The organism is Novosphingobium sp. PC22D, assembly GCF_002556635.1.
Lineage (GTDB): Bacteria > Pseudomonadota > Alphaproteobacteria > Sphingomonadales > Sphingomonadaceae > Novosphingobium.
Genome location: NZ_MWMO01000023.1, coordinates 15,500 through 42,497, shown reverse-complemented (window position 1 = coordinate 42,497; position 26,998 = coordinate 15,500). Strand labels below are relative to the sequence as shown.

The following is a 26,998-nucleotide window of genomic DNA, read 5'->3' as shown; positions in this document are numbered from 1 at the left end:
AAAACCAAAGAGTCCTACCTCGGCTTCGTCAATCTCGTCTCAGCCCTGCAATGGATACCCTTTGTCCACGAAACCTAGTCGCCGTTCGCCGGCGCTGCCGCAAATGCCGAAAGCCGCCATTCGTTCATCCGGGCCGCGAACGCCCGCATCCGCCCCATCGTCCAACATAGGACGTTGATTTCATAGAGCCTGTTAGCGGGCGTTCGTGATCTTAGCGCATCCGGGGCTAGGCCCGACCCGTAACCAAGTATGCATGTGAGATGTGACGTCCCAGCCCGCGTTACGGAAGCTATCGCGGCAGCGAGCCTCAATTTCGCCATCGATTTGCAACACCGTATAGATGATATCACTAGAAAGTTGGTGGAGGTGAAGCTGGGTCGTTGATCAGATGAAGAGCGAACGCTTAGGTATTTTGATAGACACGAAAAAAATCCTTATACCTCGATAGTCATTAATATAAAGTGCGCCTGATGTTATCTAAGAAGATAGTGAATATTTGGAATTATTAGAATATTCTGTGGAACTGTTGCTAAAAAATCCTGTAATAATTAAAGTTATCACATAAGCCTGTTTGACGGCCCCTTATAAGGTGCATAGAACGGCTGCCGAGGCGGGCAGGGACGATCGAGCGTGGAAAAGACGGTTTTCTGGTCCTGGCAGAGCGATCTTGACGGCCGTGTCACGCGCGACTTGGTGCGTTCAGCGCTCGACCAGGCGATCGGCATGATCTCGGCCGATCTCGACGAGGCTGATCGTCCGAGCCTCACCTCTGACACGCAAGGAGTCGCCGGTTCGCCGGACATCGTCGCTACCATCCTGCGCAAGATCGACGAGACGGCGGTTTTCGTGGGCGATGTCACACCCATCGCAGTCTCGGCCGACGGGAAGGCGTGCGCCAATCCGAACGTGCTGATCGAGTTGGGCTACGCCCACCGCGCACTCGGTGAGAACCGGGTGCTGCAGGTCTGGAACACGGCGTTCGATGGGGCAACCCTCGATAAGCTGCCGTTCGACATGCGCGGGCGGCGCGGACCGATCGCGTTCCACCTGCCTGTTGGTGCCGATCGTGAAGAGCTGCGCCGCGTTCGCGCGGATCTCGCAAAGCGCTTGGTAGAGTATCTTGAGTTGGCGCTGGACCAGCTACCTGCGCCGCTTCCCGAAGCCGTTCATTGGCAGCCGCATTTTGCTGGTGATCCAGACCTATGGTTCGATCGCGCCGAACCGCAGTTAGTGACCAATCCGGCCCACGGTACGAGCAAGTTCCTCTGGAGGGACAAGCATCCCGGATATGCGCGGCTGATCCCCTCCAAATGGGCGACAAAGCCTGGCGTCAGGAAGGCGCTCGCAGAACATCCCGGTCATCCGGCGCTGCTCGCCCGCGCCAACTCTCTAACCTACGGCATCAGCCGGGGCGGGGCGGTCGTGTACTGGCCGGGAACAGAAGAACAGGGCGTGCATCCAACCGTCGCTGTAACCCAGTGGTTCGAGCGAACTGGGGAATTCTGGGGCGTCGGTGGGGGCTTCCTGTTTGACCGGGAGAACGATCGCCTCACCTTGGCGACCGGATACTTTTATCAGCGATGGCTTCATTTTCTCAAGCGCAACTGTGCGCTCGCACTCGAGCATGGTGGCTCGCTGCCGATTCATGTGCGCCTCGGGGTCAGTAGCATCAAAGGCAGTTGGTGGCCGCGCGGCCGGTTCGATTTTGGCGATGATGGCTATGCGGCGGTCGAAGATTCCTACGAGTATGACGCGACGCTGACCTCGATCGCGCCCGAAAATCTTCAGCGCATAGCGGTGGAGGCGTTTAACGGCCTTGCCGCGGCCTATGGCGTGGAGCCGTTTACTCACGAGCAGATTGTCAAAGAATCGAGGCTCTGAGCATGGACATGTTGCCCAGGCCTTCGCCGGAAGCCCCATCTCCTCCTGCCGCCGGGATCGATCTCGCTTGGGAGGTGACCAAGCTGAGCGCCCGGCAAACGATCACCGTGAACGCGGTTCTAATTGCAGCCTATCAAGCCGCCAGCTCGCCGCACTCGATCCGCGCGCTGAAATCGGACCTCGAGGCGTTCGACCTCTGGTGCCGACGGACAAAGCGGATAGCGCTGCCGGCGCCCCCCGAAATCGTGGCCGACTATCTCGGCTCTTGGGCGGGGCAGGGGCTACGGTCGCGTTTCCGGCGGCGACGGCGCAGTCAACTTCATCGGTATCTACTCGGGACGGTTCCATACGAACAACTCCTCCGACGCCCAACTCGGTCGTGTCTGGCCGGCGGTGTCCGTGAGAGAGGTTGTGGCAGCAGCCGAAGCCCGCGCCCTGGCTGCTCGGCAGGCCTAATATCGACCGCCCGGAAAATGACAAAGGCCTCTTCCGCTGGGACCGGCTGCGCACCTTGTGGGGTGAGCGCTGCAGGATCGGGAGGATCAATGCCACCAGGAGGCTCATCTGTCTGGCTAGACGGTGAGAGCTACCACATTCCCAGCCCCAAATAGCTTCTCGGCCGATTGCAGCGCCGTCGGCGACAAAGTCTGGGTTGCTAAGACAGCCAGCTTTTTCTTCGGCCTGGAAACCGCCACGTAAAAGAGATTCCGCGCCCGATAATACCCCTTCTCGTTCTTCGCGGTGATGGCGCCGGTCGTCAGCAGCTCAAGCAGCTGGGGCCAGTTATAATGGTTCCACCCGCCGCCAAGCACGACGATGACATTGTCGAACTCCGCACCCTTAACGCTGTGCTGTGTCGCAAACGGCGTCTGGCCTTCGATAAATTCGGCGAGCCGGACCAGTTCCTGGTACGGCGCCTCTCGAACGAGGCCATGCTCCTGAAGCGCGCGCGGCAACTCCGCACCATCTTCGGCTGCCGCAAGCTCCTGCTCGCGCCTAACAATCCGGTCCGGTAGCCGAGGTCGACCTGTCTCCTTCAAGAGGTCTACGACGTCGCCTATGCTTCCGTTGGCGCGCGCGTCCGCTAACGCGGCCATGTCGGTCGCCCACGCGACCTTGTCTTCGTGCGAGCTGAGCTCTGGTCGTGACCCAAGGATTCTGAACATGTCGCCGAAGCGCTTCTCGGTGAAAGCACGACACATCGGTTCCACGGTGTCGACAAGGAACGCGATCAACGGGTCCTCCTTCTTCGCGAAGGAGTCATTGTAACGATAAGCCTTGGCGATGGTGGGATAGCCGCGCTCAGCGGCAATCGCGTTATGCGTCAGCATAAGAATCTTCGTTTTCTCGGATGACAGATCCCACCCGTCCTGCTTCAGCCTCTCCGTCAGCTTCGCCATGAAACCCCGGCTGACCTCGGGCGGCGTGTCGTTCTTGGATGACGAGCTGCTGGTCCGTTCGCCGGTGTAGGAATTGGCATGAAAGAACCGTGCCTCGCCTTCAGCGCCGGGATCCTTGACGGCCTGCTTCAGCTCCGGTCGCAACGCGTTCAGCACGTTCACCACCGCGGGCACCGACCGAAAATTCGAACCCTTGTCGATCGGCTCAAGGGAGGGATAGGCCGCCAGACCATAGTCGCTTCGGTAGATGGTCTGCCAGTGATCCCCGAAGAAGCCGATCCTGGGACCGGTGCCGGTGGCTAGAAAGTGCTCTGCCAGCGCCGCCATGAAATGCGGGTCGGTGTCCTGATACTCGTCCACGAAAATGACGGGGTATGTGGCGGCAAACAGTGCCCGGAATTTCGGCTTGCCGAGCAGTTGCGCCATGAACCGCGGAACGTGGTCATGATGGAGAGTGATGCGCCTCTCGTCGATACCGAAGAAGCCCAGCTGATATTCCACGATCTGATCGGCGACCCCGCCTGCTTCAGCGATCTTGTCCTGCTTGCCCTCAAGGGCCGCGACGAGCGCCCGTAGATCCTTCTGGAACCTGGACATGAACCCCCAGCAGAACGCGTGGATGGTTTCCACAAGGATCGCTGGGTGCTGCTCGATCTCTTGCGCGATTTCCTCCCGCGCCACCTCGGTATAGGTTATGCAGGCGACCTTCTGGCCCACCCGCTGCAGGTCGCGACCGCGCTCGTTGATAAGCTTCTTGAGCGCCTCGACCAGCGAATAGGTCTTGCCGGCGCCGGCGCCGGCTTCCAATCGGAAGTTGCGACCTTCGTCCAAGCATGCGTCGACCCGTTTCTGCGCCTCCTTGGCAGCTTCGATCGCAGGGTTCGTCATAGATTGTACTGCTGCGCGGAGTTTGCAGGCGCGGCGGAACTGTCGTCTGAGCCTGTCGCGATCGGCGGCGCGTCCCCGCCGACACCAGCAAGCAGTGGCGAAGTTTCCGGAGGCGGTGGAGGCTCGGATAGCCAGGTCAGGCCTTGCTTAATGTATTTAGGAACGGCCCAATCAGCTTCCTGGATGGCGAACCGCAGGGCGGTCTCCGATTTGCTGAGGTCTTGTGCCATCTCCCACGCGAGCAATCCGCGATCGCCTTCCTCAGGCAGGCCAAACCGCTCAGGATTTGCGAGGATCAACGCATCCTCACAGCTCCGCCCGCACCAGCTCGAGCCATCTTCCGGCACCTGGTAAGCGATTGAGCGATAGAGGGAGAGCTTATCTTCCGGCGTCTTGGCGCAGAGCGCCTCGATGCTGATCTGCTGCCCCTTGGGGACCGAGAACCAGTTTCGGATCGCGGCGTTCGAGCTGTGCTCGCCTTCGGCGCAAGGACATTTGACCGCGCGCGGCTTATCCTTGGTCTTGTCGATCCGAACCGCATCGATGTCGGTGATGATCAGGCTCTTCAGTTCGAGGAAGTCGAGGAGTGGGTAGAAGATGTGCGCGTAGGCGCCGCCGACCTCGATCGTTGTGAGATATTGGCGGCCGAGCTTCCGTTCGGGCGCGAGCCCTTCGTCCACGAGCCGCACGATGCGGGGCATCAGGATACGCTCGGTGGTCCCCTCGACCAGGATCGCCTTGTCCGCGAAATACAAATCGCATTGGGTCAGGGTCATGTACTGATGGAGGAACTCGCGATCCTCCTGCGGGATAGCGGCGCTGCCTTTGCGGAAATCCTTGACCTTGGTACGCCGCGTCCCTGCCGCATCCTGGCTCGAACTCAGAAAATAGCGCACCGCTTCGAACGAGGCCGCGTTTGCAACGTGCGGCGAGTGTGTCGAGATGACGAACTGAACCTGCCAGACCGGCTCGCCAACATATTTGGCGGAAAGTGCCGCGACGGCGGCGTTCAACTGTGCGATCAGCACCTCTTGCATTTGGGGATGCAGGTGCGCCTCCGGCTCTTCGATGAAAACGAGATGCGTGCCGGGCCGGAGAGAGCGAGCGCGGTACGCCTTATGAAAGGTCTCGAGTTGCAACAGCATGTAGATCAGGTTGCGGGTGCCTAGGCCGTTATAACCCTCGGGTAGATGGACGCCGTGCTGGCCGGTGTAGAAGATCTTCGTGTGATCCGAGAGAAGCGTCTCGACGTTGAGCGACGTTTCAGGCCTCAACTCGGCGTCGTTGACACCCGGGAAGCCGAACGCGCTCAGTGCCGGCAGCAGGTCCTTCACCATCGTGTCGAAATCGTTCTGAATCGTCTGTTCGATCTGACTGACAGAGGTCTTCAGCGCGGCCGCTAGGGCTTGGTCGCTCTCCGCGGCCGTAATCGAGCTCGCGGTCTGGAATAGCGTTCCGAGGAGCCGCCCGATCACGGCGGTATCGCTCGGCTTGCTACTGTCGAGTGTTCGTTGAGCGCGCACGAAGCCGCATTGAACGAGCGCCGACAGTGCGCCGGTCCCGTCGAGCATGCGGAAGTTGGCCGGATCCGTGGGGTCGATCGCAGTCACACTTATGCGATAAGCTCGAGGCAATGTGTCACGGAGTTGGCGGTAAAAATGGGCGATTCCGTCGCTGCCGTCCTCTGCCTCCTGAACATCGAACAAGGTAGCGAGCGAGGCTGACGACGCGGCATATTCGATCCGCGCGATGGCGGTCGAGCAGCCAGGATCAAGGTCGATCACGAACGGTGCGAGAGGACCCAACTCGCCGATGTCGGGATCATATTTGATCGTGAGCGTAACCGCGATCGCCGGAAGGAGAGCGAGAACCTCCTCCGGGTCGCCACCGGACTCGCGCTTCGCCTTCGCTTCGAGAAACTTGCCTCGGGTGCTGGCCGAGAAATCCTCCAGCCTGAACTTGGGGCCGTGCTCACCTGCGAGACGATCAAAGATCTCCGTGAGCGAGGTTTTACCGCTGTTGTTCCGGCCGACGATGACGGTCGCAGTCGGTTCGAGCAGCAGCTCGACGTCTTCCAAGAGCCGGAATCCCTGCACCTGAATCTTTTCGATGAGCATGAATTCAATCTCAGCTTCGGATGGTTTGAACTAGACAGGCTCGCGGCGAGCGGATTGTTGTTAGCCGTCGTGCCGGCATTGCCTATAGAGAGCGGACCCGCCCGGCGGTGGGTATCGCCTAAGCCGCGGCACGGAGGAGTATCCTGTTTCCGGGTACGTGGCGGAAGGCGCGATCCCGGCACGTCAGCAATATGATCTGCATCCGCGTCGATGCCTCTGTCAGGATCTCGATCATCGTATCGAGACGGCCATCGTCGGAATATACCAGCGGATCGTCCAGGATCAGTGACACGGGCTTCCCTTGTTCAAGCAGCAAGTCCGCAAAGGCTATGCGGGTGAGGACGGCGAGCTGCTCCTGGGTGCCGCGAGAGAGATTGGCGCAGCTTTCGTCGACACCAGTCCGGCTGACGCTCGCCAGGGATAGATCCTCGGCAAAAGTAAGATCGCAGTCTGGCAGCAGTTGCGAGATATACCGCTTCGCGCGCTTCGCGACCGGACCGACGAACTTGGCGGCAGTCTCGTTTCTTGCGCTTTCCAGCGTGTCGCGGAGCAGCTTCAGCGTGTCTGCTTCCTCCGTGACGCGTTGGAGCGCAGCATTCGCCGCTTCGACTTCTTCTTGAGCCGCCGCAGCGCGATCGGCCAGGCCGAGGCCGCCTTCGCTTTCGATCGTCCCCTCAAGCCGGGCGATCTCAGTTTCGAGTCTCGTGCGCGTCTCAGCAGCGACCCGGACGCGATCATCAATGACCTCGATCTTGCGATTGATCGCGCCGACATCATGGGCCGATGCGTTCCGCTCGGCCTCTTCCAGGCGGACGGAGGCTTGCGCTGCCGTTTCCCGCGCCCGCTCTAGGTCCACATCAAGCGTCGCCCATTCCGGCCGAGTTTCGATCTCCTTGAGGAGCGCCGCCGCGTTGGTAAGGTCGCTTACCGCACCCGCTTCAATCAGTGCGAGCGGAGCATCGGCTTCTTCGGCACGTCGCAGCGCCGCGATCGCACTGTCCTGCGTCCCCTCAGCTCGCGCGAGCTTCGTGTCGGCAGCCTCGACGGCGGCGGCTAACGCGCTCACATCGGGAAGCGCCGCTTCCACCTCAGCCGCCTCCGGCTCAAGTTGAGCGACAAAGAGCTTTAACGCGTCGGCCCCGGCTGCGATTTGAAGTGTCTCGTCCGCGGGTGTCGCTGCATCGATCCGCGCAGCAAGCGTGCGAAGTTCGGCTGCGGCATCGCGAGCCGCCTCGTTGCGAGATCGAGCAGCCGCAAGATCGGCTACATGGAGCTCCTCGAGCGCAGACTGCCGTTTGCGGATTGCCGCAGCGAGGGTCTCTTCAGCGCTTGCAGCCGCGGCCGGCGGGCTGACGACCAACATGGTTCCTCCGATCGCGATGCTGGCAGCACGGGTGATGGTGCGCGCGCCAGCGGGCATCGGTTCACCGTCGATCGTTACTCCCTGGATGGCGCCGGACAGCGTCAGTCGGGTCGCGCCCGCGTCCACGACGGCTTGAGCTTGGCTCACCGCACGATCGTTCGCTTCGAGCGCTTCGAGCGCCTTGGCCGGAATGGCGGTCACGGCACGCGCCTTTGCCTCGCCATGCAACTGCTCGAGCTTCAGCAACTCGTCATGGCGACGGCGAGCGGCAGCGATCGCCGCTTGGCGGCGGCTGAGGCAGACAGCCTGTTCACCCGCTGCAAGCGCCGCTCGGGCGTCATGACGCTCGCCGCGCACCGCCTCGAGGTCCTCGCGTGCCGCAGCGAGCTTGGCCTTGCCGGTCGCAAGCGCCTCGCGGAGCTCGGCACGTTTTGCGCGCGCTGTTTCCACCGCAGTCGTGGCGCTATCGCGCGAGATCGTCGCCGCCCCGTGGCGAGATTTCAGATCTTCCAGCCCCTTCAGTTTCGCAACGGCCGCCTCCTCCTCGGCCTTTCGGGTCGATAGGATTTGCGCGGCCGCGCGGGCAATCTCAAGGGAGTCGACAAGCTCCTTGCGTGCTTGCGCATCTGTCTCGTCCGCAATCTCCCGCTGGATGATTTTGAGCCGCCCGCGCGCGGCATCGAGGTCGGAGAAGCTCCTCTCCAATGCGGCAAGGCGTTCACTCGCCTCGCGTGCGGCCGAGATCGCAGCTTCAGCCCGTTCCCGCGCGTCGTTCTGCCGGCCGCGCTTCTGGCCGGTCGGCGACCAGTAAAGTTCATATTGCGCGTCAATCCGTTGGCGCACGCGCCGATAGGCGTCTCCGCCCATAATCGAACCGACCTCAGCTTCGAGCGTGGACGCGATCGTGTCGCGAACGATCTGCCCAGGAGCCGAGACCGAGAGAGCCTCGGTCTGCGCGACCCACAGCAATCCCAGCGCCCCGTACGTTGAAACATCACCCCCGCGACTGGTGTCCCGGACCGAGCCAAACAGCGTGTTGAGCCGTGCTTCCGCGTCATCGCCTTGGGCCCGGCCCTGCGGGCCCGATATCTCAAGCGAGGGGCTCCTGAGGAAGCGCTTCGTCAACGACCAGGGAGAACCGTCGACGTCGAACGTCACCTTGATCTCGGGACCCACCGCCTCGCCGTACGGCGCAAAGGATTGGGCGAGCTGGTTACGCGTGTTGTGGCGAACGAAAAAGGCGGCACGGAGCGCCTCCAGCAACGTCGATTTGCCGGTCTCGTTCGGCTCGATGACGATGTTCAACCCGTCCGAGAGATCCTCGATTGCAAAGGGCGTCCGGAACTTCCGAAAGCCATCGACCGCAATTTGTCGGATGACGAGGCTCATGCCTCCTCCTGACGGCTGTACTCGACGAACAGTCGCTCGAGCGCGCGCTTCGCGATGATGCTGTCCGGACCGCCTGCGTCGATCTTCGCATTGAGCTTCGTCGCCGCCGCCCCGAGCATGCCTTCCACGGCCAGTGCTGCGAGGTCTTCCTCCCTCGGTCGTCCGACCAGATCGTCCGCACGAACGGCCAGGTGCCGCAGGCGATGACCCAAGTCGTTTTCGAGACGCGCGAGCATCGCGATCCGGTCGCCAAGGCTGGTGATGCCCGCCAAGCTTAGCTGGAGAAGCGTGTTGGGGGCATCGACATGGGCAAGGAGACGGTCGCATTCGGCATCTAAGGCAGCCTTGTCGTTGACCGTCCAATCGCGCGTGAGCCACTCGAAGCGGCCTGTTCGGATCGGCGTCACCGTCGGTGCAAGGTCGGGCTGGAGTTCGACAACGAGCGCGGAACCCGGTTCATCGCGCTGGAAGCGGTCCGTCTCCGGAGTTCCGGAATACCATGTCCGCGAATCGACCTTGAGAGTCCCCTGCCAGTCGCCGAGCGCGAGATAGTCGAGGTTCGACAGCCGAGCACGGTCCGGCGCGATCTGGTTCTTTGTCTCCCCGCGCGATCCAAAATCACGAACCGATCCGTGAGCGACGCCAATGCGTAGCCGGGCGCCTTGCGTCTCCATCGTATCGAAGAGCGTTGTCGGATCTTCCAAATTGTGCCGGTGGATGAGCGGTGCGGGCAACAACCAGATCTGCTCCTCGATCTCGCGGGGTTCGAGTTCCGAGAGGATGACGATCTTCTCGCCGGCTCGCTGCCGAACGCGATCCCACAGGCCACCATTGCGCGCGAAGTCGTGGTTCCCGGGCAGTAGCCACCAGCGGCAGGCGTGTCGGCCCATGCGCGAGATTGCCTGCACGATGGTGCGATCTTCCGGGCCTTCGGTATCGAATATGTCGCCGGCGACAATAACGTGCTGCGCGCCATGTTCGGTGGCGGCTCGTCCAAGCGCGTCGATTGCGTCGAAGCGGGCTTCCGTCAGGGCACCGCGAACGTCGGGATCGAAGCGACCATAGGGCTTTCCCAGCTGCCAGTCGGCGGAGTGAATGAACTTCATCTCGCCCTTATAGCGTCCCCGTGCGCAGACAGAAACTCCATCTGCTTTCATGAGGCGCAGGTCGTTCGTAATCTGCGAGAGTATCGCAACCCGAACACCGGGGAGGCATAAACGGCAGCTTTGTGCGGTCGGTTCTCTGCAAGCTGCCCTTCCGCTTCCGGCTCAGTTAGCGACATTATAGCCCCAACCCCCGCCCGCGCCCGAACGACCAGTCCACGCCGCCGTCGCCACGCATGACGCCGGAGATGTGCTTGCCCATCTGCCGGTCGAGCGAGGGGGACCAGGGCACGAGCTGGAATCCGAGCCCATTGTCGATCATAGCGAAGCGACCCGAGGCAAGGTTCAGACGCTGGCGCACCGTGCCCATGACGTAATCGCCGGTTTGTGACGGCGTATGCGGCAGGCCGATTTCCGCCGACAGTTTCTCGGCGGTGGCATCCAGTTCCCGCCGCCGGAGCGTATCGAGCAGATTGCGGGCGAAGACGATCTGTTGCCCTTGCCGCCGCGCCAGGCCCTCGTTGACGAGATGCTCCGCTCGGGCTTCCATTGCGTCCTTGACCTCCGCCCCAAAACCGCCGCCGAGATCACGCATGCTACCCGACATGTTCCGGCGATCGAGCCAGGTAGCACCGGGCGCGCGGACCTGTGCGTTCAGGTCGAAGTCCGAGCGCACGGCCAGTGCCATCCGCTGTCGGCCTTTGCGATCCTCGAAATGCCTTAGCTCGACGATTGCGCCGGGCCTGCAATCGCCGGTTGCGGCGATGTCGGGAAGCTGGATATGGTGCGTGTGTCCGTCGATGCCGTCGATGATCGCATAGGCCCTGCCGGTCAGATCGTCGTGCAACCCACGCTCGACCAGCCTGCCCATTACAGGCTGCCCAAGTTCGGGTTCAAGCACATAACTGGCGACGCCCCGGTCGATGCCCCGCTCTGTCATGGCGCGGTGCATCCGCTTGATGATGTCACCACGCGCCTGCAATTCGCGCAGCGCGGTTTCGGCATCGCCATGCATGGTCCACTGACCGGGCGCGACCTCGCCAGCGAGGCCAAGCCCTTCGAGCTTGCGCAAGCGGCCGATGCGCAGCGCATGATCCGGACCGGGCCGCGCTCCCCGTTCGGGCGCAGTGTCGATGATGCCGTTGCGGTCGCGCTCTCGTGCCAATCGGTGATCGATATCGGTCCAGCGTTCGGCTTCGACTTGCCGCTCCAGCGACTGGTGGATTTCGAGATCGGTGCGCAGGCCGAGTTCCTGCGTGACGATCTCGCGCGCCTGTGCCCGCATTCCCTCGCGGATGTAGTCGCGCGCAATCACGAGATCACGGCCGTCCTCGCCGACGCCGCGCACGATGACATGGACATGGGGGTTGTCGGTGTTCCAGTGCTCGACCCCGCGCCAGTCGAGACGGGTGCCGAGATCCCGTTCCATCTGCGTCATCAGTTCCCGCGTGAAAGTCTTGAGGTCGCGCATATGCCCGGCGTCATCGGGCGAGACGATAAAGCGGAAATGGTGCCGGTCATCCTCGCAGCGCGCGGCAAACTCGCTGCGGTCGAATTCGTCACCCTCGGTCCCGAATAGCATGCCACGCTCGCCATCACGGGTGACGCCGTCGCGTTGCAGGTAATCGAGATGTGCGCCAAGCGACGAGCGGCCTCCATGCCGGACCACGCGCGCCTTGATTACGACGTTGCGAGCCCGGCCACCGAGGCGATGGGCGGCGCGAATGCTCGCCGCACGCCCGCGTCCGAAGGTCGAAAACCCCGCACCTGAAGATCGCGCGCGTCCCGCGCCAAGGCCTCCAGCTCGCTGGGCGGCGGCAAGAGCCTGCGCGATGGCGGGCCGTGCGCGCTGCCCGCCTAGCGTGCGGATGCGGCCTGGCCGGACACGGAAGTCATCCTCGCCTTTCATGGCCGGGAATCCTGTGATGTGCGGCAAAGCCACGTAAACGGTGGGAAATGGCAAAAGGCACACATCGCGGACATTGCCGCGCACCTCGCGGCGGAACGCCGCAAAGCCTTGGTAAACAAGGCCACGACCGGCTGCGGATGGCTCCCCACATCGCGGCTTTTATCTTGCCATCGATTTTGCTTCGTCAATTCAATAGACTTGTCACTGCTCTGCCGCCCTCCAGCGGGGCGGAGAGCACGCCATTGGGCGCTGTGGGTGGCAACAGCCGTCATTGCCCTGAAAGCGATACGAAAAGACCGTTTGCCGGCGGCTCGACAGCACCGGGTGGCGCGGTCGGCGAAGAATCCGAAGCTTCGTCAGTCACTGCATCCTCCGTATTCGGGATGCCATCGGCCCGTGCGGGAAACAGGCCCGCGCGGCGCCAGGCAAATGGATCGGGCGGTGGCGCCGCAGCAAGCTTCGCGTAGCCGGAATTGCCCGTGACCGCTGTCAGCTTCGCGAGATAGGCGCGCGTCTCGCGTGGCAGCGGACGGCCCCGCGAAAGATACTGTTCGTAGCGACCCGGCCCGGCATTGTAGGCGGCGAGCATGGCGGCCTCACTGCCGTAGCGGTCGTGCATCTCGCGCAGATAGGCTGCGCCCGCCATGATATTGTCGCGCGGATCGAACGGGTCCGATCCCAGCTGATAGCGCACGCGCAGATTGGCCCAGGTCGCGGGCATGATCTGCATCAGGCCCATTGCGCCAGCGGTCGAAACAGCGCGCCTGTCGCCATTGCTCTCGACGCGCATGACGGCCCATATCCAGTCTTCGGGAATGCCGAACCGGCGTGCCGCTTCTGCCACATGCACTGCGTAGGGATGGCCTCCGGCAGTACCGTGTGCAGGTTCTGCCGTAGCCGAAGGCAAGCCGGCCATCTGCAAAGCGATTGCCAAAGCGGTGGCAAATGGCCTGCGTTTCATGGCGCGATTCCTCGCCAGATCAGCGGTCCGCCCGCCGTATCGCGGGTGAGCATCGGCGTCGCGCGGCCCAGCATTGTTGCCGCCTCAAGCGGGCCGAAATAGCGGCCGTCCATGCTGTCAGCCACGAACGGGTTCATGAACAGAAATTCGCCCGACCGAAGTTTGTGACACCCCTGCCAGACAGGCAGAAGGCGCCCCCGACTGTCGCGTTCAAGCGCGACGGCGACGGGCTGGCGATCGACGCTCACCATGTAGCCGATGCGGCAAACACGCTGCCCCGCTTTTGCCGCGACATGTTTCAGAAGCGGCACGCCTTCCGGGAGATAGCCGCGCTCGGCTATCCAGCGTGCCCATGGCTGCGGCGGGGTAACAGCTACCAATGCACCGGACGGCGGATCGTTGTCGGCGTGTATCCGGTAGAAACCGATCGGTGCGCTCGCGCTGGCGTTCCAGATGACGCGCGGACGCGGATCGGCAAGTGCCACCGCGACGAACAGAACGATAAACACCTGCACGGTAACGGCAGTGGCGACGACATAGCCAAGGCGAGTCATCCCTCGATCTCCCGTCGCTTGAGCCAGGCAAGGTGGCGTTCCATCGTATAGGGTCGTGGGCTCTGTCCGGCGGCGATACGGTTGTGAACATGGCGCCAATGGTCTGGTGCGGCTTCGCAAGGATCGACGCCGGCGGCCTCCACACTGTCGATCGCGGACAACACCTGATTGACCTTCGGCCAGCCCTCGATGTGCAGCAGAATTTCACCGCCGGGCCGCACGAACGGCAAGGTCGTGTATGCTTCGCCGGGCGCGACTGCGCGCAGCACATCTATGCGCGAACTGATCGTTCCATAGTCGTTCGCCATCCAACGCACGAATGCGAAGATCGCGTCGGGCCGGAATCCGACGACGCGGGTCTTGCGCGTGACAATGCGGTCCTGCGCGATCCGGCCGAAGCGTATCCAGTGCTCGAACTTTTTCTCGATCCACGTCAGCTCGACTTCGGTCAGCTGCTTGCCCGCAGAGCCCAATGCGCAGCCTCTGTGCGCACCACTGGGTGCGTCGTTATCCATTGCCGATCTCCTGTAAGGCGCCGTCGAGCAGACGCCTTGCCGACGAAGCAGCGCGCGATCTGTCCACAGCGGCGAGCTGCGTTAGCAAGAATCCGAAGGATTCGATTCTATTAGCACTGTTAGAAGGGGTGCGATTCCGTGAGGATTTCTGCGGGATTGCGGGCCACTCGCGTTCCCGATAGTCCGAGGATCGCGTTCCTGATGGTCCGAGTCCGGGTGTTCCCGATGGTCCGAACCTCATGACCGGCTATCCACAGGGTCAATGCCCATTCGGCGCATGGCGGCGTCGAGTGGATGCTCCGGGATGGGCGCGAAGTTCAGCCGATCACGGCCAAGTGCATGTTCGAGCTTGAGGACGTAACCGGGTAGAGGCTGGCGGGCGACGATCGCGCGCAACTCGAAAGCGAAGCGGCGCAGCGGCGAAAGCACGCCGGACTTCATGTGAAGGTGGGGAACGTCGAAGCTCCAACCGCCTTCCTGCCTCCCGCCATGCTTGCGCACGATGCGGTAAAGCCAGCGCTCCAATCCGCCAGTCAGATCGAAATAGGCCCGGTCTATCGTCAGCACGAGCGCGCGGTCGAGCACACCAGCATAGAACCAGTCCGGCAGGATCAACTCGATCCCGAGCGCCCGGCCCTGGCCGTCCGCTAGTTCACGCCATTCGTTGATCCACGAGAAGCGATGACGGCGACGCTGATGCTCCTGCCGGATCGACGTTGCGACAGTGGTGGATTGCAGCCGGTCGAGCGCAGCCTTGAGCCGTTCGTAGCTTGCCTTGCCGGTGCCGCGCCGGGTGAACGCCAATATCTCGTGTGGCGTCGTTATCATGAGACGCGAAGTGGGCCGGCCGGCATCGCGCGCCTCGATGAGCTGGCTTGCCGCCCAGATCAGCACGTCGGCATCCCAAATGGTCGCCATGCCATGTTCTGGCACGGCCTCGACCGATATGCGGGTCTTGCCCATACTGAAATCGATCGGCGCTATGCGCCTGCTCTTGGCCAGACTGAAAAATGGCCAGGCCATCAGATCCTGCGCATCGCGCGGCGTGAGATTGCCGGGAACCGAACGGAACAGTTCCAGCTGCGTCCGTTCGGCGCCGGAGCGGGTGGAAGGAGGCTGTGCAACGCCCATGGGTCTCAGCGTCGCACGCAACCAGTGGGGAGGCGCTTGGCTGGGTGGACAACGCCATTGCCAGGATCGGAGGTCGAACGGCGCAATCCCTGTTCAGCCCATGCTTCGAGATCGTCTACTCGATACACAATCCGTCCACCCAGCTTGTGGTAGGCAGGTCCGGTGCCGAAACAGCGGTGCTTCTCAAGCGTGCGGGGCGACAGACCCAGGTGAACAGCTGCGTCCGGGGTGCGCAAGTAACGCGGGCGTATTGGGGCTGGAACGGCGTCCATAAGAAATCTCCGCTAGGTGCTGGGGGCGGCGGCCAACTGCCGCCCCTCGCGGAGTGGAATGGCGCATCGGTGAGGTCGGGTGGGAGTGACAAGCTTGCAGGCCGAGCATCCGTCACCCCTTGGCGCCGCTGTGAGACTGTCCCGTTCAAAAAGATGAGGGGCGACCCCGGCCTCAACTGAGGCGGCAATGGGGCGGAATGTGGGAAAGGACTTGCCTGTAGCCGGTCGACGCCAATCTTCTTGCTTCCGCCATAAGGCGCAGCGTGTGGCGTCTCTCGCTCGAACCTTTCCATGTGGCGCCCTTCAACGGCCGCATTTTCGGAAAGATCTGGGAAAAGGCGATCTCGTGGGTGCTGGCTCCTGCCAGCCGCGCATCCAGGATGGTCAGCAGCCTTGCCAACCGCTGACGCTGGTATGCGGTGGGAGCAATCAGAGGGTTGGTGGCACGGCGCTTTCGGCCCCACAAGGCAACTAGAAAGTCTCGCATTGCCTCGGTCCGAAGGAGCACGAAGCCGTCGTCGGGCAAGACGAAGATAGCAGCGTCTGATTGACTGTTGCGCTGAACCCAGAGTCGAAATCGTGCCGAACCAATCTGTAAGATGGAATGTTCCCCATCCGTACAGCTGCAATTGTGGGTCCTGACCTTACTCCAGGGTGGCTTTCCAAGAATCAGGCTGGTGCGTCTTTGGCAGATGATTGTCGTGCCGAGCACGCCTGGAGACCAGTGCGCGGGTTCCATAATTGGAGATTTTTCCGGATCGCAGGGGAAAACTAAGGCCCCACCGTCGAGCCAGACCCTCCCTCTCTTTCACGGCAAGTTCGGGGGCTAATGCAACGCGTTGCTCGGTTCTGGAAAAGTCCCGGCGGTAATCCGGGTTTCGTCGCAAAAATTCCTGCGCGAAATCAGCGTAATCGTGGTTCTCATATCGACCGTTCGTGTCGGGCGATTGCCATGATGTATTACCAGACATCCTCGGTCTCCCAACCTAAGGGGCACAGGGCCGGGATGCAGGCTCCGACTTCGCCAGAGCGACAGCAAGTCACCAATTTTTCAGTACATTAGCCGCAAGTGAGGATACCGAAATCGGGGTAGAGTCACTTGAGAGGTCATCAATCGATCTCTGTGAACGCCTATCGTTGGGTGGCCAGTTGCCGATAGCCGGCACGGGCCATCCAGCGCGCACGCGCGAGATGAGTCTCGTAAACCGTTTTGGCCCGCTCAGGCTCAGCGTGCGCATCGATATGAAAGATGATGGCGGCAACCTCCCGCCAATCTGCGCCTTCCGCAACGGCGTCGAGCAAGCGGAGATAAGTCACGAAGTTCCGCTCGTCATAATCAGTGATGGTGTCAGCCTGAGGAGGAGTAACCTCAAATCCAGTCGAGATCATTTACGTTCTACCCGGCTTGCGGCAGCGGCCCGCCAAGAATGCTCTATCATCATTTGCTTGCAACGCGGTGACGAACCTCAGTGCCGGGAGAGGACAACAGATATCCGCCTACGAGCATAAGGGCGGCTTCCTTATCGATGCGATATTGCCATGAAAATATAGCAGCTTGGCGTGCAAGCACCGATTTGACGAGTATACTCCGTGGTTAAATACTCTGCAATGCCACTTTGTCAGTGGCATGAGCTTGCGTGAGACATTTGCGCTGAATCTCCGGCAGACCCGGGAAGCTGTGGGACTTTCTCAAGAGGAATTGGCTCACCGTGCCCAAATCGACCGCACCTATGTCAGCAGTCTTGAACGCTGCCAGTACGCTGCGACTCTGGATGTAATCGAAAGGCTGGCCAGGGCATTGAATGCCGACCCGGCCTCGTTGCTGCAAAAGCCGGTCGATCTTCATCAAAGCTAGGACCGCCAAGCTTTGATATGCTGGATCCGCGTGATCATCCACGCTCCGGAAACAACGGCAAGGTTCCAGCGCCAACCTCGTTGGACCGCGCCTCGCGTGTCAATTCGTAGGGGCGAAGGGCAGCGATGACGCGCGCAGTCAGGGTTTCGATGGCCACTTGCCGATTGAGCTTTCGCGTCGCTGTCATCACATCGCGTAGTGCATATCCGGGCGCAGTCGTCAGCGCGATTGCTATGACGTCGCGCAATTCATCGTTGTCGGGCCGAATCATCATGCACCCATGAGAACATAAATAGAACATATTGGCAATCGCTTCTCCTCATGGCTCGGAGCGGCAACGTCAATCTCTAGCGGATGACCGAGGAGCATGACGACTTGGCTCGCTTGCCGCTGATGACAACAAGTGTCGCCGAAAAATGGAAAGAACCCCGCCCGGCATGTGCCGGGCGGGGAGCCCCTGCGGGGGTTATTCGCCGTTCGTTTTCCGGCTGCGGGTCCAGATCAGGCTGAAGTTCTCGCCATCATCATCGGCGAAAAGGTTCGCGTAGATCGGAGCGACGAAACTCGGATCGTCCAGCTTAACCGAAAGGTAGTCGCGACCTTCCTGGCTCTGCTTGCTCCACGCGGCACCGATTTCGGCGCGGCCGACAAAGACTCGGTGCGAGGGCGCGTTTTCGCTTGCCTGTTCGCTTTCTTCGACGATGCGCACATTCTTCTGCTGCACGCTCATGGTGACGATTTCGCCCTTGTAACCGTTGGACGTCTTGGTGAAGTTGCCGATGTTGGCCATGATGAAATTCCTTTGCTGTTGCTCGAGCCTGCGCCCATCGCAGCCTCGATGGCTGGGCAAAGGCGGATGGGCGCGGCCGGCGCATCCCGTCAGGGACCGCAGCGAAGCGGAGGAGGGCAGCGGAGCGGGGCTATTTTGTTTCGCGATGCAAAAGAGCGCGCGAGCGCTCGGCGGAAAATAGCCCCGCGCTGCGCCTTTGCGCCCGAGGCCGCGCAAGGGCGAAGCCCGGCAGACGCCAGACACGCCATGAACGAGGCAGCCGGTGGAGCAGGCACTACAGCGATGGAAGAGGGACGAAGGCCAGCCTGACTTCGCGAGGCCCAACGAATGTGGGAACTATCGGTTAAGCGTGACCGCAAGGGAGGCTGAATGCCATCCGTTGGAGCCGAGCAGTACAGAAAAAGGTGGTCTCGCGGGCTTCTTGGGACCGTGGCGAGCGATGCCATGGAGGCGACAAGTTGGAACGGTCGTGCACCATCTTGGCGCTGGCGCCGCGATCTTAGATCCCGGTCGTCCTGCGGCTCTGCTCCGCCATGATGCGAAATTCGACCGGACCCGTGTTCAAGGCAAAACTGAACGGAGGACAAGGCGGGAAGCGGGATCGTCCCGCTTCCCGCTCCACGACCAAAACCATTCAGGCGGCCAACGACTCATTCTCCTCCAGGGCCGGCGCGTCGGGTCCGACCTCGATCCCGCGATCCCCACCGCCGCAGGTTTCCCTATCGGTATCGTCAGATTCGGTGAGCCAGCGCGCGCGATCGGCGGCGGCTACCGTCCCGACCCCGCCGCGCGCAGTATAGGCAGAAGGCGGGAATGTCATCCAGCGCGGCACCCACCGCTCGACCTTGGGGCGTTCGTTCGCGCCGGTCAGGTGGTCGGCGATCAGCCCCTTGAGCGTGGCGCCTTTTTCAGTCGCATTGGCGCTGGCGACGGCAGCGCCACCGACTTCGGACAGGATCGCCACCAGTACTTCCTTGTCGCGCAGAAGCGCGAAGAAGGCATCGTCGGCCTGCCAGTGATCAGCCATGTCGATGGCAAGGCGCGAACCGAGAAGTTCGATCAGCTCGCTGCCGATGGCAAGCGTCTCCGCCATGGCGAACGCCATGACCTGCATCACATGTTCATCGCTCAACGCCAGCAGGCGCAGCACCAGCGGCACAAGGTCGGCCCCATATCGGTCCTGACACAGACTCTCGCGCTCGACATCGAAGCCCAGCAGATCGAGAAGCTGTTGACGGCGCGCCGAATAGGCAGCCTCGGCGGAACAACCGGAAACGCTGTCATTTATCGCCGCATTGCGGCTGAAATGATCCGCCGGTTTGACGCTCCAGTGAACCGAACCGCAGATCATGTGCGCAACGGCCACTCGCAAGGCGAGCGCGGAGTCGCTTGCCAGAGCCTCGCGCACTACGGCATGCCGATGAAGATCGACATAGCTTGCCAGCGTCGCAGTCAGTTCGGGCCGGTTTGGCTTCTCGTCCACCTGCTCGCCGCGCGCGCGTTTCGCCGCCGCCTGCGCTTCGCGGCGGGTCACATAGCCTTCGTGGAACACCGCCTCGCCATTGACGCGCAACTGAATATAGACGCGCCCGCCTTTGCGCTTCGACGCATGGTCATATTCCCAGATCGAAAATTGCTCCATGGGCGGGACGATCACCGCCTCGGCCCAGCCCGCTTCGAGATAGGCAGCCTTACGCCTTTCGACCTCGGCCATCTGCGCTTGCCAGAAAGCATCGCTGTCCGCGAAATAGCCATCCTCGCCAAACAGATCGGCAACGATCTGGCCGGAATAGCTTTCCAGATCAAACAGTGCGACAGCGGTCGAAATCGACGTACCGCCGAACAGCCATGATTTGAGCTGGCTGCCGCGCGGGGCATAGGTTTCGGGATCGTCGAAGAGCGCCAGCCAAGCCTTTTGCTGCGCTTTGCTCGCGAGTGTTAGGTGACGCATGGTTGCGGCGTCGATCTCGTCGGCGCGGTAGGCTTCACGGATGCGCGGCAGGAGATTGCCGAGCGCGAGAATACGTTTCACCTGCGTTTCGGTGAGCGCGAAGATTGCGGCAATGTCATCAACGCTGCGTCCTTCCTTCACGAGGCGGGTGAAGCTCTCCCATTGCGTGACCTCATCGGGTTCCTGGCGCAGCAGGTTCTCGATCATCGAGATTTCGAGCGCCTCGGCGTCGTCGCCTTCGCCGATGACGATGCAGGGAAGGCTGCGTTCGCCGCCGCATTCCTTGGCGGCTTCGATACTGGCGAAATAGCGCCGCTTGCCCGCCAGTATCTCGAAATGCTCGGGTTTGCCGCCAACATCCCCCTTGGGGGAAGAAACGCTGCGGACGAACAGCGGCGAGAGCACGCCGCGCGCCTTCACCGATGGTAATATGTCACTGACGTCGGGCAGGTTGCGGCCGCGCCGCATATTGAGGGCCGAAACGGAAAGTCGCTCGAGCGGAATCTGGTCGATCTGCATGATATTACTCCTTTTGGTTCGCTTGGACTGGGGTGGCCCCGCCCTCCGTTCGGGGGACTTGGGAGGCGAAAGGCGGGGCCGGTTGGTCCCGCATCGGGCGGACGGCCAGATGCGGGCATCATTCGCCGCTATTGGCTTGGGGGCCTACGGCGGCGAATGTCTCCGCTCGCGCGACAGCGCCGCTTCCGCACGGGCAAGGTGATTGGGATGTTGGGTGATCTGGCCGCAAAGCCGCGCAGCTTCGGCGTAGACCGAAAGCGGGTGCGTCGCGGCGAAGGAAAGATCGCGCTCGATGGAGAGGCCGAATGGCAGGCGCACCGAAACGATTTCGGACAGGCTGGCCGATCCGAGTTCCGGAAAACCGAAACCAAGATCACACAGGCCGAACAGCGTATCTCCGTCGCCGTCGAGTTCGGAAAACAGCCAGGTCGCCGCGCCAACGGGATTGAAGAACTTGACGACCGGCAGGTGGTCGCCCTCGCATCGGCCATTGGCCAGCAGACTCTCGCGAAGGGATGGAGTGAGAAGGTCCATGTCAGCGCCTCCGGTTCAGAACATTTCGAGTTGGTTGCGGGCGTTCGTGTCGAACAGCCCATGATCGGCGGGCCGCTGATCCTTGCGGGGCAGCAACGGCGCATTCGCGAGCACGGCGAGCCGGTCGCCCAACGTCACCGGGGCAACTCCGGGCACCAAGGTCTGGCAACCGGCCTCGGTGTCCTCGGCCTCGAACGCACGGCCACGCGCGGGCCAGTCAGTCTCCCTGCTCACGCCGCCTGCTCCTTGGCGGCAGCGTCGTATTGCAGCAGAAACTCGGCAGCCTTGCTGGCATGACTGGCGGCCTTGAAGATCGCGCGATTGTCGGCGCGCAGCACTTCGAGCCAGCTGCCGAGATAGTCGGCATGGCGCACCGATGGTTCGATACCAAGCGCCGCACAGAGGAACGCGGAGGCCAGTTCGGCAACCAGTTCCTCACGCGCATAGGGAGCTGACCCAAAGCGTCCTGTCTGCTCGCGGTCGAGCCGCGAACGGTGGCCGGTCCAGTGGCCCAGCTCGTGCAGGGCGGTGCGGTAATAGTCGATCTGGTGATGAAAGGCCGGTTGTGGCGGCACCATCACGAAATCGGCAGACGGCGAATAGAAAGCCTGTGCCCCGCCAATCCTGAAATCCGCGCCGCTGGCTGCGATCAGGTCTTCGGCAGCGCGGTGCAACTCGCGTTCGGGCAATGGCGCTGGCTCGCTGACCAGCCCAGCGGGCAGGCCGTCGCACTGCGCGGCATTGAATACAGTAAACCGTTTGAGAAACGGGATTGAGCGGACTTCCTCGCCGCTCTCGACCTGCTCGCGCCCATGTCCGTTATCGGCGTCCTTCGGAGTGAAGCGGTCGGCATAGAATATCGTGCGCCCGCGTTCGCCCTTGCGAACGCAACCGCCAGCGGCCAGCGCCTGCCGAAAAGTGAGCCAGTCCTGCGAGGGATAGCCGCCCTCGATGACGGCTCCCCACAGAACAAGGATATTGATTCCCGAATAGGGCCGCTTGGTCACTGCATTGTGCGGCAGGCCCGGCGCGGCCTTGGCCTTGCTCCATGGCCTGACCCACGGGAATACGCCTTCGTCAAGCTGCCCGATGATCGTCGCTGTGACTTCATCGTAGAGCGAAGCGCGGGAACGCTCCCCGCGCGCGGCGCTGCGCGCCGCCCTTCCACGCCTGCCATCATTCCGAACCTTTGACTTTCCACGCGCCATCGTCGCCTCCCGAACTGCCCAAATCCGCACACCGGCCCCGGAAGGGGCGGGGTGGGCGGTGACAGCGACCAGAAAGGCGCGGGACGGACAGCCGCACCCGCATGGAGCGAGTGGCTGAATGGTCAGCCAATCCCAAAGGGCTGCAATGGTAATGGAAGACCCGGTCCCGCAGGGCCGGGTTGCGGCTGGCCGGACCGTGCCTAGACGGGAGCGCCGCCCACCCGCCACTTCCGCGGGCCGCACCAACAACGCCGGCGCGCTCGCGTGCCGTCCGCAGCAACCTGTTCTTGCCGCCAATCTCGGCGAGCGGCCAGCGAGCTGCGAAAGGAACGGGAATGCGCACCCTGAATGAAGGCGTAAGCTACCAGTTCGAGAACCGGGCGCTCCGACGGGGCCAGTCGTCGGGGAGGCCGGTTCTTGTGCCAGCCGCAGCCGTAATCAGAGTGCGTGCGGGGCCCGGAACGATGATGCCGCGCCCTCAGGAGCGCATCGCCAGATGCGCGGAAACGAGCGCGTCATAAGCCCCGCTCCGATTGACGGGCGTTGCGGGGTGTCCCCGCAGAAGGGGTAGCCGGAGACAGCGAAGCGGCTCAGGCTCAGGGGAAGGCTTTCCCCACCCCATGCTCCACCCGACCTTCTTTCCGCGGTTTGCAAGTATCCGGGGAGGCCTAAGACCTCCCCGGCTCAGTCCAGCGAGATTACACCATCGACAGCCTGCCATTCGGCAGGCCGTATCAACTGCTCATGAGCAATCCGGACCGACTGGATCTCCGCCTCGATTTCCCTGCGCCAATGGTCGAGAAATCCGAACAGGACCGGGAAATCCGGCGCCGCATCATACTCCTGCCACGCAAAGAGCTGCACAAGCGAAGGATGGTCGGGAAGGAAATAATAGATTTCCGCAGTCGTCAGCCCGTACCCTTCAATTTGGGCAATAAAGGCTCGATCGCTCATTGCACCGTGGGCCGCCCGGATTGAGGCTGGTCGACCAGATGCATGGCTGCGAGTACATCATCGACAGAGACCGGGCTTTCGAGGTCCGGAGGTTTCCGTAACGCCGGATGATCTCTCACGGCATACTGATCGGAGGCCCAGGAGGCCAGGATTGCGCGCTTCACCTCGGGCTCAAGCGAGGGACTGCGAGCGACATCGAAGGGATGAAGGTAGCGTGAGAAAGGTTGCGACATAGGAACTTCCTCCTTTCTGGCTCGTCGCTAGTTGCTCACTGCGGATCGCTCCGCCCGCAATATTTTGGACTTCGCGCATCGCTCGTCAAGATGCTGAGAAGAGGCACCAATATTGGCGTTTGGCACTTGGGACAATCGAGTGCCAAAAAATTTCTTCGGACCTCTTGAAGCCGTTTTTCCCCAAAACTAGATCGCGCGAGTCTCCTGCCGAAAGCGGGGGAGGCGCCTTTAGTCATATCGCTTGTACAATGGAGGTTATGCATGCATTTCCGCCCCTTGCACGATCGTGTGCTGGTTCGCCGCATCGAAGCGGAAGAGAAAACCGCAGGCGGCATTATCATCCCTGACACCGCGAAGGAGAAACCGACGGAGGGCGAAGTTGTCGCCGTTGGGCCCGGCGCGCGCGATGAAACCGGCAAGCTGGTCGAACTCGATGTCAAAGCCGGCGATCACATTCTGTTCGGAAAGTGGTCCGGCACCGAAGTGCGGATCGAAGGCGAAGATCTGCTCATCATGAAGGAGAGCGACGTCCTGGGCATTATCGAGCACACCGCCGAGCTCAAGAAAGCGGCGTAATCGAGAAAGCCCGATCTTCAGTTCAACCGAAGGAAGAGAAAGGAGCAGGCCAAAATGGCTGCAAAGGAAGTAAAATTTGCGTCGGACGCGCGTGATCGCATGCTCCGCGGCGTGGATACGCTTGCAAATGCGGTCAAGGTTACTCTCGGCCCCAAGGGCCGCAACGTGGTGATCGAAAAGAGCTTCGGTGCTCCCCGCATCACCAAGGACGGCGTGACCGTCGCCAAGGAAATCGAACTAAAGGACAAGTTCGAGAACATGGGCGCCCAGATGCTGCGCGAAGTGGCCAGCAAGCAGAACGACAAGGCAGGTGACGGTACCACGACCGCTACGGTCCTGGCACAGGCCATCGTGCGCGAAGGCGCCAAGGCCGTGGCCGCCGGCATGAACCCGATGGACCTCAAGCGGGGTATCGACACGGCCGTCAATGCGGTCGTCCAGGATCTGGAAAGCCACGCCAAGCAGGTCTCGGCCAATAGCGAGATCGCGCAGATCGCGACGATTTCCGCCAATGGCGATGCCGAAGTCGGCCGCATCCTTGCCGAAGCGATGGAAAAGGTCGGCAATGAAGGGGTCATTACGGTCGAGGAGGCCAAGAGCCTCGAAACCGAACTCGAAACCGTCGAGGGTATGCAGTTCGATCGCGGTTACCTCTCGCCTTACTTCGTGACCAATGCAGAAAAGCTGAAGGTGGAGCTCGAGGATCCCTATATCCTGATCCACGAGAAGAAGCTGTCGAACCTCCAGGCGCTGCTGCCGGTCCTTGAGCAGGTCGTGCAGTCGAGCCGTCCGCTCCTCATCATTGCCGAAGATGTCGAAGGTGAGGCCCTGGCCACGCTTGTCGTCAACAAGCTCCGCGGCGGCCTCAAGGTGGCTGCTGTCAAGGCGCCCGGCTTCGGTGATCGCCGCAAGGCCATGCTCGAGGATATCGCCATCCTCACGGCAGGCAACGTGGTCAGCGAGGAGCTTGGCACCAAGCTCGAGAACGTCACGCTCGGCATGCTGGGCCGCGCCAAGAAGGTCATCATTGACAAGGACAACACGACCATTGTCGATGGCGCCGGCAACCGCGCGGACATCGATGCGCGCGTCAGCCAGATCCGGGCGCAGATCGAGACCACGACCAGCGATTACGACCGTGAGAAGCTGCACGAGCGGGTGGCGAAGCTCGCCGGCGGTGTCGCCGTCATTCGTGTCGGCGGCGCAACCGAGGTCGAGGTCAAGGAGCGCAAGGACCGTGTCGACGATGCGCTGCACGCGACCCGCGCCGCGGTCGAGGAAGGCATCCTGCCGGGCGGCGGCATTGCCCTGCTGCGTTCGCTTAAGGCCCTCGATGGTCTCAAGGCAGCGAATGACGACCAGCAGTCGGGCATTGACATCGTCCGCCGCGCGCTGCGGGCCCCGGCACGGCAGATCGCGGACAATGCTGGCGAGGATGGCGCTTACATCGTCGGCAAGCTGCTCGAAAGCGATGACTATAACCAGGGCTTCAACGCCGCGACCGGCGAATACGAGGATCTGGTGAAGTCCGGTGTCATCGACCCGGCCAAGGTCGTCCGCACCGCGCTGCAGGATGCAGCGTCAGTCGCCTCGCTGCTTATTACCACCGAGGCACTGGTCGCTGAACTGCCGAAGGAAGACACGCCTGCTCCCATGCCGGCGATGGATTTCTAATACGGCCGCTGGCCCCGGCGCTCGCGCCGGGGCCCTTCACACTCTTTCTGGTTCCAATCGGCATGCGGGGAGCTGGGCAATTCTCCCTGCCTGCTCCGTGCATGGAGGATTGAAACATGAAGATTGCCCAGATTGCTCCGATCGCCGAAAGCGTACCGCCGCGCCTTTATGGAGGCACGGAAAGGATTGTTTCCTACCTGACCGAAGAACTGGTCCGCCAGGGCCATGATGTAACGCTATTCGCCAGCGGGGACTCAACGACCGCAGCGGAACTGGTTCCGATTACGGAGACCGCGCTCCGCCTCAATCCGTTGATTGTCGATGCCATTCCTCATCACATGATCCTGCTTGATGAGGTTGCGAGGCGGGCCCACGAGTTCGATGTTCTCCACTTCCATATCGACCTGTTGCATGCGCCGTTGACCCGCAGTTTTGCGAACAAGACGCTGACGACCCTTCACGGTCGTTTGGATCTTCCCGATCTTCAGCCCTTCTATCGCCGCTTCTCGGATATGCCCTTGGTGTCCATCTCGGACCACCAGCGTCAACCGATGCCGCCCGTCAACTGGGCGGGCACCGTCTACCACGGGCTTCCGCGCGATCTCTTGCCAGCCACACTGGAAGCGAAGGGAGACTATCTTGCCTTTCTCGGTCGCATTTCCCCTGAAAAGCGCCCCGACAGGGCAATTGAGATCGCTGCTCGTTCCGGCATGCCGCTCAGGATCGCCGCCAAGGTAGACAAGGCCGATCAGACATACTGGGATGAAATGATCGCTCCGATGATCGCGGCCAATCCCAATGTCGAATTCATCGGGGAGATCGACGAACATCAGAAGGCGGAATTTCTGGGCAATGCCCGTGCACTTCTGTTTCCAATCGACTGGCCCGAACCTTTTGGGCTGGTGATGATCGAGGCGATGGCCTGCGGTACGCCCGTCATCGCCTTTCGTTGCGGTTCCGTACCGGAAGTGATCGACGAAGGGGTGTCAGGTTACATTGTCACCGATGTGGACGAGGCGGTCCAGGCCGTGCAGCGGCTTGACGCGCTGGACCGTGCGGCCGTGCGAACGGCATTTGAAGCACGTTTCTCGGTCGAACGGATGGCCCAAGACTATGTGAAAATCTACAAGTCACTGCACAGAGGATATCTGGATGGCCTGGATGTCGACAGGTTAGTCGAAGCAGATCCGACACTCGAAAGTGAAGCCTGATTCAGGCGAG

Annotated in this window: 25 protein-coding genes; 5 read left to right on the top strand and 20 right to left on the bottom strand. The window is 61.9% G+C overall.

Annotated elements, in window-relative coordinates; translation table 11 throughout:
- Nucleotides 1-630: 630 nt before the first annotated feature.
- A complete protein-coding gene (locus B2G71_RS21800; protein WP_098108766.1) occupies nucleotides 631-1,881 on the top strand; it encodes a hypothetical protein in 1,251 nt (416 codons plus the stop codon).
- Between the two features lie 572 nt (nucleotides 1,882-2,453).
- Here the strand turns inward: B2G71_RS21800 and B2G71_RS21790 are convergent.
- The 12 genes from B2G71_RS21790 to B2G71_RS21730 form a co-directional block, all read right to left on the bottom strand.
- Entirely contained in the window at nucleotides 2,454-4,169 is a 1,716-nt protein-coding gene (locus tag B2G71_RS21790; protein WP_098108765.1) for a UvrD-helicase domain-containing protein, read from the bottom strand.
- Complete coding sequence (locus B2G71_RS21785; protein ID WP_098108764.1) at nucleotides 4,166-6,286, bottom strand: AAA family ATPase; 2,121 nt, start codon at nucleotides 6,284-6,286, stop codon at nucleotides 4,166-4,168. The genes B2G71_RS21790 and B2G71_RS21785 overlap by 4 nt, the downstream gene beginning before the upstream one ends.
- A 118-nt stretch (nucleotides 6,287-6,404) precedes the next feature.
- A complete protein-coding gene (locus B2G71_RS21780; protein ID WP_098108763.1) occupies nucleotides 6,405-9,038 on the bottom strand; it encodes an AAA family ATPase in 2,634 nt (877 codons plus the stop codon).
- Complete coding sequence (locus B2G71_RS21775) at nucleotides 9,035-10,144, bottom strand: DNA repair exonuclease (RefSeq protein WP_098108762.1); 1,110 nt, start codon at nucleotides 10,142-10,144, stop codon at nucleotides 9,035-9,037. Before B2G71_RS21775 ends, B2G71_RS21780 begins: the two co-directional genes overlap by 4 nt.
- 175 nt (nucleotides 10,145-10,319) lie before the next feature.
- On the bottom strand, nucleotides 10,320-12,050 hold the full coding sequence (locus B2G71_RS21770; RefSeq protein WP_098108761.1) for a VirD2 family relaxase/mobilization nuclease: 1,731 nt from the start codon (nucleotides 12,048-12,050) through the stop codon (nucleotides 10,320-10,322).
- Between the two features lie 268 nt (nucleotides 12,051-12,318).
- The gene (locus B2G71_RS21765; RefSeq protein ID WP_098108760.1) at nucleotides 12,319-12,966 is read right to left on the bottom strand and encodes a lytic transglycosylase domain-containing protein; all 648 of its coding nucleotides are present in this window, start codon (nucleotides 12,964-12,966) and stop codon (nucleotides 12,319-12,321) included.
- Nucleotides 12,967-13,007: 41 nt separating this feature from the next.
- On the bottom strand, nucleotides 13,008-13,565 hold the full coding sequence (locus tag B2G71_RS21760) for a S26 family signal peptidase (protein ID WP_098108759.1): 558 nt from the start codon (nucleotides 13,563-13,565) through the stop codon (nucleotides 13,008-13,010).
- A complete protein-coding gene (locus tag B2G71_RS21755) occupies nucleotides 13,562-14,080 on the bottom strand; it encodes a DUF2840 domain-containing protein (protein ID WP_098108758.1) in 519 nt (172 codons plus the stop codon). The genes B2G71_RS21760 and B2G71_RS21755 overlap by 4 nt, the downstream gene beginning before the upstream one ends.
- A 237-nt stretch (nucleotides 14,081-14,317) precedes the next feature.
- Nucleotides 14,318-15,211 (bottom strand): replication initiator protein A, encoded by an 894-nt coding sequence (locus tag B2G71_RS21750; RefSeq protein ID WP_098108757.1) that lies wholly within the window; start codon nucleotides 15,209-15,211, stop codon nucleotides 14,318-14,320.
- A 5-nt stretch (nucleotides 15,212-15,216) separates the two neighbouring features.
- Entirely contained in the window at nucleotides 15,217-15,483 is a 267-nt protein-coding gene (locus tag B2G71_RS21745; protein ID WP_082347998.1) for a helix-turn-helix domain-containing protein, read from the bottom strand.
- A gap of 644 nt (nucleotides 15,484-16,127) precedes the next feature.
- Nucleotides 16,128-16,454: a DUF6499 domain-containing protein gene (locus B2G71_RS24675; RefSeq protein WP_240530289.1), complete on the bottom strand. Its 327-nt coding sequence runs from the start codon at nucleotides 16,452-16,454 to the stop codon at nucleotides 16,128-16,130.
- Nucleotides 16,455-16,614: 160 nt separating this feature from the next.
- Nucleotides 16,615-16,872, bottom strand: coding sequence for a DUF2285 domain-containing protein (locus B2G71_RS21730; protein ID WP_046904224.1), 258 nt, complete (start codon nucleotides 16,870-16,872; stop codon nucleotides 16,615-16,617).
- 238 nt (nucleotides 16,873-17,110) lie between these two features.
- Here B2G71_RS21730 and B2G71_RS21725 point away from each other — a divergent pair, with 238 nt between their 5' ends.
- Nucleotides 17,111-17,338: a helix-turn-helix transcriptional regulator gene (locus B2G71_RS21725; protein WP_082348000.1), complete on the top strand. Its 228-nt coding sequence runs from the start codon at nucleotides 17,111-17,113 to the stop codon at nucleotides 17,336-17,338.
- A gap of 34 nt (nucleotides 17,339-17,372) precedes the next feature.
- Here B2G71_RS21725 and B2G71_RS21720 read toward each other — a convergent pair whose 3' ends face one another.
- The 8 genes from B2G71_RS21720 to B2G71_RS24670 form a co-directional block, all read right to left on the bottom strand.
- A complete protein-coding gene (locus B2G71_RS21720; protein WP_141521655.1) occupies nucleotides 17,373-17,609 on the bottom strand; it encodes a hypothetical protein in 237 nt (78 codons plus the stop codon).
- A 195-nt stretch (nucleotides 17,610-17,804) separates the two neighbouring features.
- Complete coding sequence (locus B2G71_RS21715; protein WP_046904227.1) at nucleotides 17,805-18,128, bottom strand: DUF736 domain-containing protein; 324 nt, start codon at nucleotides 18,126-18,128, stop codon at nucleotides 17,805-17,807.
- A 634-nt stretch (nucleotides 18,129-18,762) separates the two neighbouring features.
- Entirely contained in the window at nucleotides 18,763-20,598 is a 1,836-nt protein-coding gene (locus B2G71_RS21710; protein WP_098108754.1) for a ParB/RepB/Spo0J family partition protein, read from the bottom strand.
- A 144-nt stretch (nucleotides 20,599-20,742) separates the two neighbouring features.
- Entirely contained in the window at nucleotides 20,743-21,132 is a 390-nt protein-coding gene (locus tag B2G71_RS21705) for a DUF2958 domain-containing protein (RefSeq protein ID WP_098108753.1), read from the bottom strand.
- A 15-nt stretch (nucleotides 21,133-21,147) separates the two neighbouring features.
- On the bottom strand, nucleotides 21,148-21,366 hold the full coding sequence (locus B2G71_RS23875; RefSeq protein WP_046904230.1) for a hypothetical protein: 219 nt from the start codon (nucleotides 21,364-21,366) through the stop codon (nucleotides 21,148-21,150).
- A complete protein-coding gene (locus B2G71_RS21700) occupies nucleotides 21,363-22,340 on the bottom strand; it encodes a zincin-like metallopeptidase domain-containing protein (RefSeq protein WP_098108752.1) in 978 nt (325 codons plus the stop codon). The genes B2G71_RS23875 and B2G71_RS21700 overlap by 4 nt, the downstream gene beginning before the upstream one ends.
- 684 nt (nucleotides 22,341-23,024) lie before the next feature.
- Nucleotides 23,025-23,294, bottom strand: coding sequence for an usg protein (locus B2G71_RS21695; protein WP_046904232.1), 270 nt, complete (start codon nucleotides 23,292-23,294; stop codon nucleotides 23,025-23,027).
- A complete protein-coding gene (locus tag B2G71_RS24670) occupies nucleotides 23,291-23,527 on the bottom strand; it encodes a hypothetical protein (protein WP_082348001.1) in 237 nt (78 codons plus the stop codon). The genes B2G71_RS21695 and B2G71_RS24670 overlap by 4 nt, the downstream gene beginning before the upstream one ends.
- Before the next feature lie 261 nt (nucleotides 23,528-23,788).
- Between B2G71_RS24670 and groES the strand changes: the two genes are divergently transcribed.
- From groES to B2G71_RS21675, 3 genes are all read left to right on the top strand, one after another.
- Entirely contained in the window at nucleotides 23,789-24,103 is a 315-nt protein-coding gene (groES, locus tag B2G71_RS21685; RefSeq protein WP_098108751.1) for a co-chaperone GroES, read from the top strand.
- Nucleotides 24,104-24,157: 54 nt separating this feature from the next.
- Nucleotides 24,158-25,777, top strand: a complete 1,620-nt coding sequence (gene groL, locus B2G71_RS21680) for a chaperonin GroEL (RefSeq protein WP_098108750.1) — start codon at nucleotides 24,158-24,160, stop codon at nucleotides 25,775-25,777.
- 116 nt (nucleotides 25,778-25,893) lie between these two features.
- Entirely contained in the window at nucleotides 25,894-26,988 is a 1,095-nt protein-coding gene (locus B2G71_RS21675; protein WP_098108749.1) for a glycosyltransferase family 4 protein, read from the top strand.
- Nucleotides 26,989-26,998 lie beyond the last annotated feature (10 nt).

Bases quoted from the DNA above. Each gene is read 5' to 3' on its own strand.
- B2G71_RS21790 (WP_098108765.1), bottom strand. From the start codon at position 4,169: ATGACGAACCCTGCGATCGAAGCTGCCAAGGAGGCGCAGAAACGGGTC.
- B2G71_RS21785 (WP_098108764.1), bottom strand. From the start codon at position 6,286: ATGCTCATCGAAAAGATTCAGGTGCAGGGATTCCGGCTCTTGGAAGAC.
- B2G71_RS21780 (WP_098108763.1), bottom strand. From the start codon at position 9,038: ATGAGCCTCGTCATCCGACAAATTGCGGTCGATGGCTTTCGGAAGTTC.
- B2G71_RS21775 (WP_098108762.1), bottom strand. From the start codon at position 10,144: ATGAAGTTCATTCACTCCGCCGACTGGCAGCTGGGAAAGCCCTATGGT.
- B2G71_RS21770 (WP_098108761.1), bottom strand. From the start codon at position 12,050: ATGAAAGGCGAGGATGACTTCCGTGTCCGGCCAGGCCGCATCCGCACG.
- B2G71_RS21765 (WP_098108760.1), bottom strand. From the start codon at position 12,966: ATGGCCGGCTTGCCTTCGGCTACGGCAGAACCTGCACACGGTACTGCC.
- B2G71_RS21760 (WP_098108759.1), bottom strand. From the start codon at position 13,565: ATGACTCGCCTTGGCTATGTCGTCGCCACTGCCGTTACCGTGCAGGTG.
- B2G71_RS21755 (WP_098108758.1), bottom strand. From the start codon at position 14,080: ATGGATAACGACGCACCCAGTGGTGCGCACAGAGGCTGCGCATTGGGC.
- B2G71_RS21750 (WP_098108757.1), bottom strand. From the start codon at position 15,211: ATGGGCGTTGCACAGCCTCCTTCCACCCGCTCCGGCGCCGAACGGACG.
- B2G71_RS21745 (WP_082347998.1), bottom strand. From the start codon at position 15,483: ATGGACGCCGTTCCAGCCCCAATACGCCCGCGTTACTTGCGCACCCCG.
- B2G71_RS24675 (WP_240530289.1), bottom strand. From the start codon at position 16,454: ATGTCTGGTAATACATCATGGCAATCGCCCGACACGAACGGTCGATAT.
- B2G71_RS21730 (WP_046904224.1), bottom strand. From the start codon at position 16,872: ATGATCTCGACTGGATTTGAGGTTACTCCTCCTCAGGCTGACACCATC.
- B2G71_RS21725 (WP_082348000.1), top strand. From the start codon at position 17,111: ATGAGCTTGCGTGAGACATTTGCGCTGAATCTCCGGCAGACCCGGGAA.
- B2G71_RS21720 (WP_141521655.1), bottom strand. From the start codon at position 17,609: ATGATTCGGCCCGACAACGATGAATTGCGCGACGTCATAGCAATCGCG.
- B2G71_RS21715 (WP_046904227.1), bottom strand. From the start codon at position 18,128: ATGGCCAACATCGGCAACTTCACCAAGACGTCCAACGGTTACAAGGGC.
- B2G71_RS21710 (WP_098108754.1), bottom strand. From the start codon at position 20,598: ATGCAGATCGACCAGATTCCGCTCGAGCGACTTTCCGTTTCGGCCCTC.
- B2G71_RS21705 (WP_098108753.1), bottom strand. From the start codon at position 21,132: ATGGACCTTCTCACTCCATCCCTTCGCGAGAGTCTGCTGGCCAATGGC.
- B2G71_RS21700 (WP_098108752.1), bottom strand. From the start codon at position 22,340: ATGGCGCGTGGAAAGTCAAAGGTTCGGAATGATGGCAGGCGTGGAAGG.
- B2G71_RS21695 (WP_046904232.1), bottom strand. From the start codon at position 23,294: ATGAGCGATCGAGCCTTTATTGCCCAAATTGAAGGGTACGGGCTGACG.
- B2G71_RS24670 (WP_082348001.1), bottom strand. From the start codon at position 23,527: ATGTCGCAACCTTTCTCACGCTACCTTCATCCCTTCGATGTCGCTCGC.
- groES (WP_098108751.1), top strand. From the start codon at position 23,789: ATGCATTTCCGCCCCTTGCACGATCGTGTGCTGGTTCGCCGCATCGAA.
- groL (WP_098108750.1), top strand. From the start codon at position 24,158: ATGGCTGCAAAGGAAGTAAAATTTGCGTCGGACGCGCGTGATCGCATG.
- B2G71_RS21675 (WP_098108749.1), top strand. From the start codon at position 25,894: ATGAAGATTGCCCAGATTGCTCCGATCGCCGAAAGCGTACCGCCGCGC.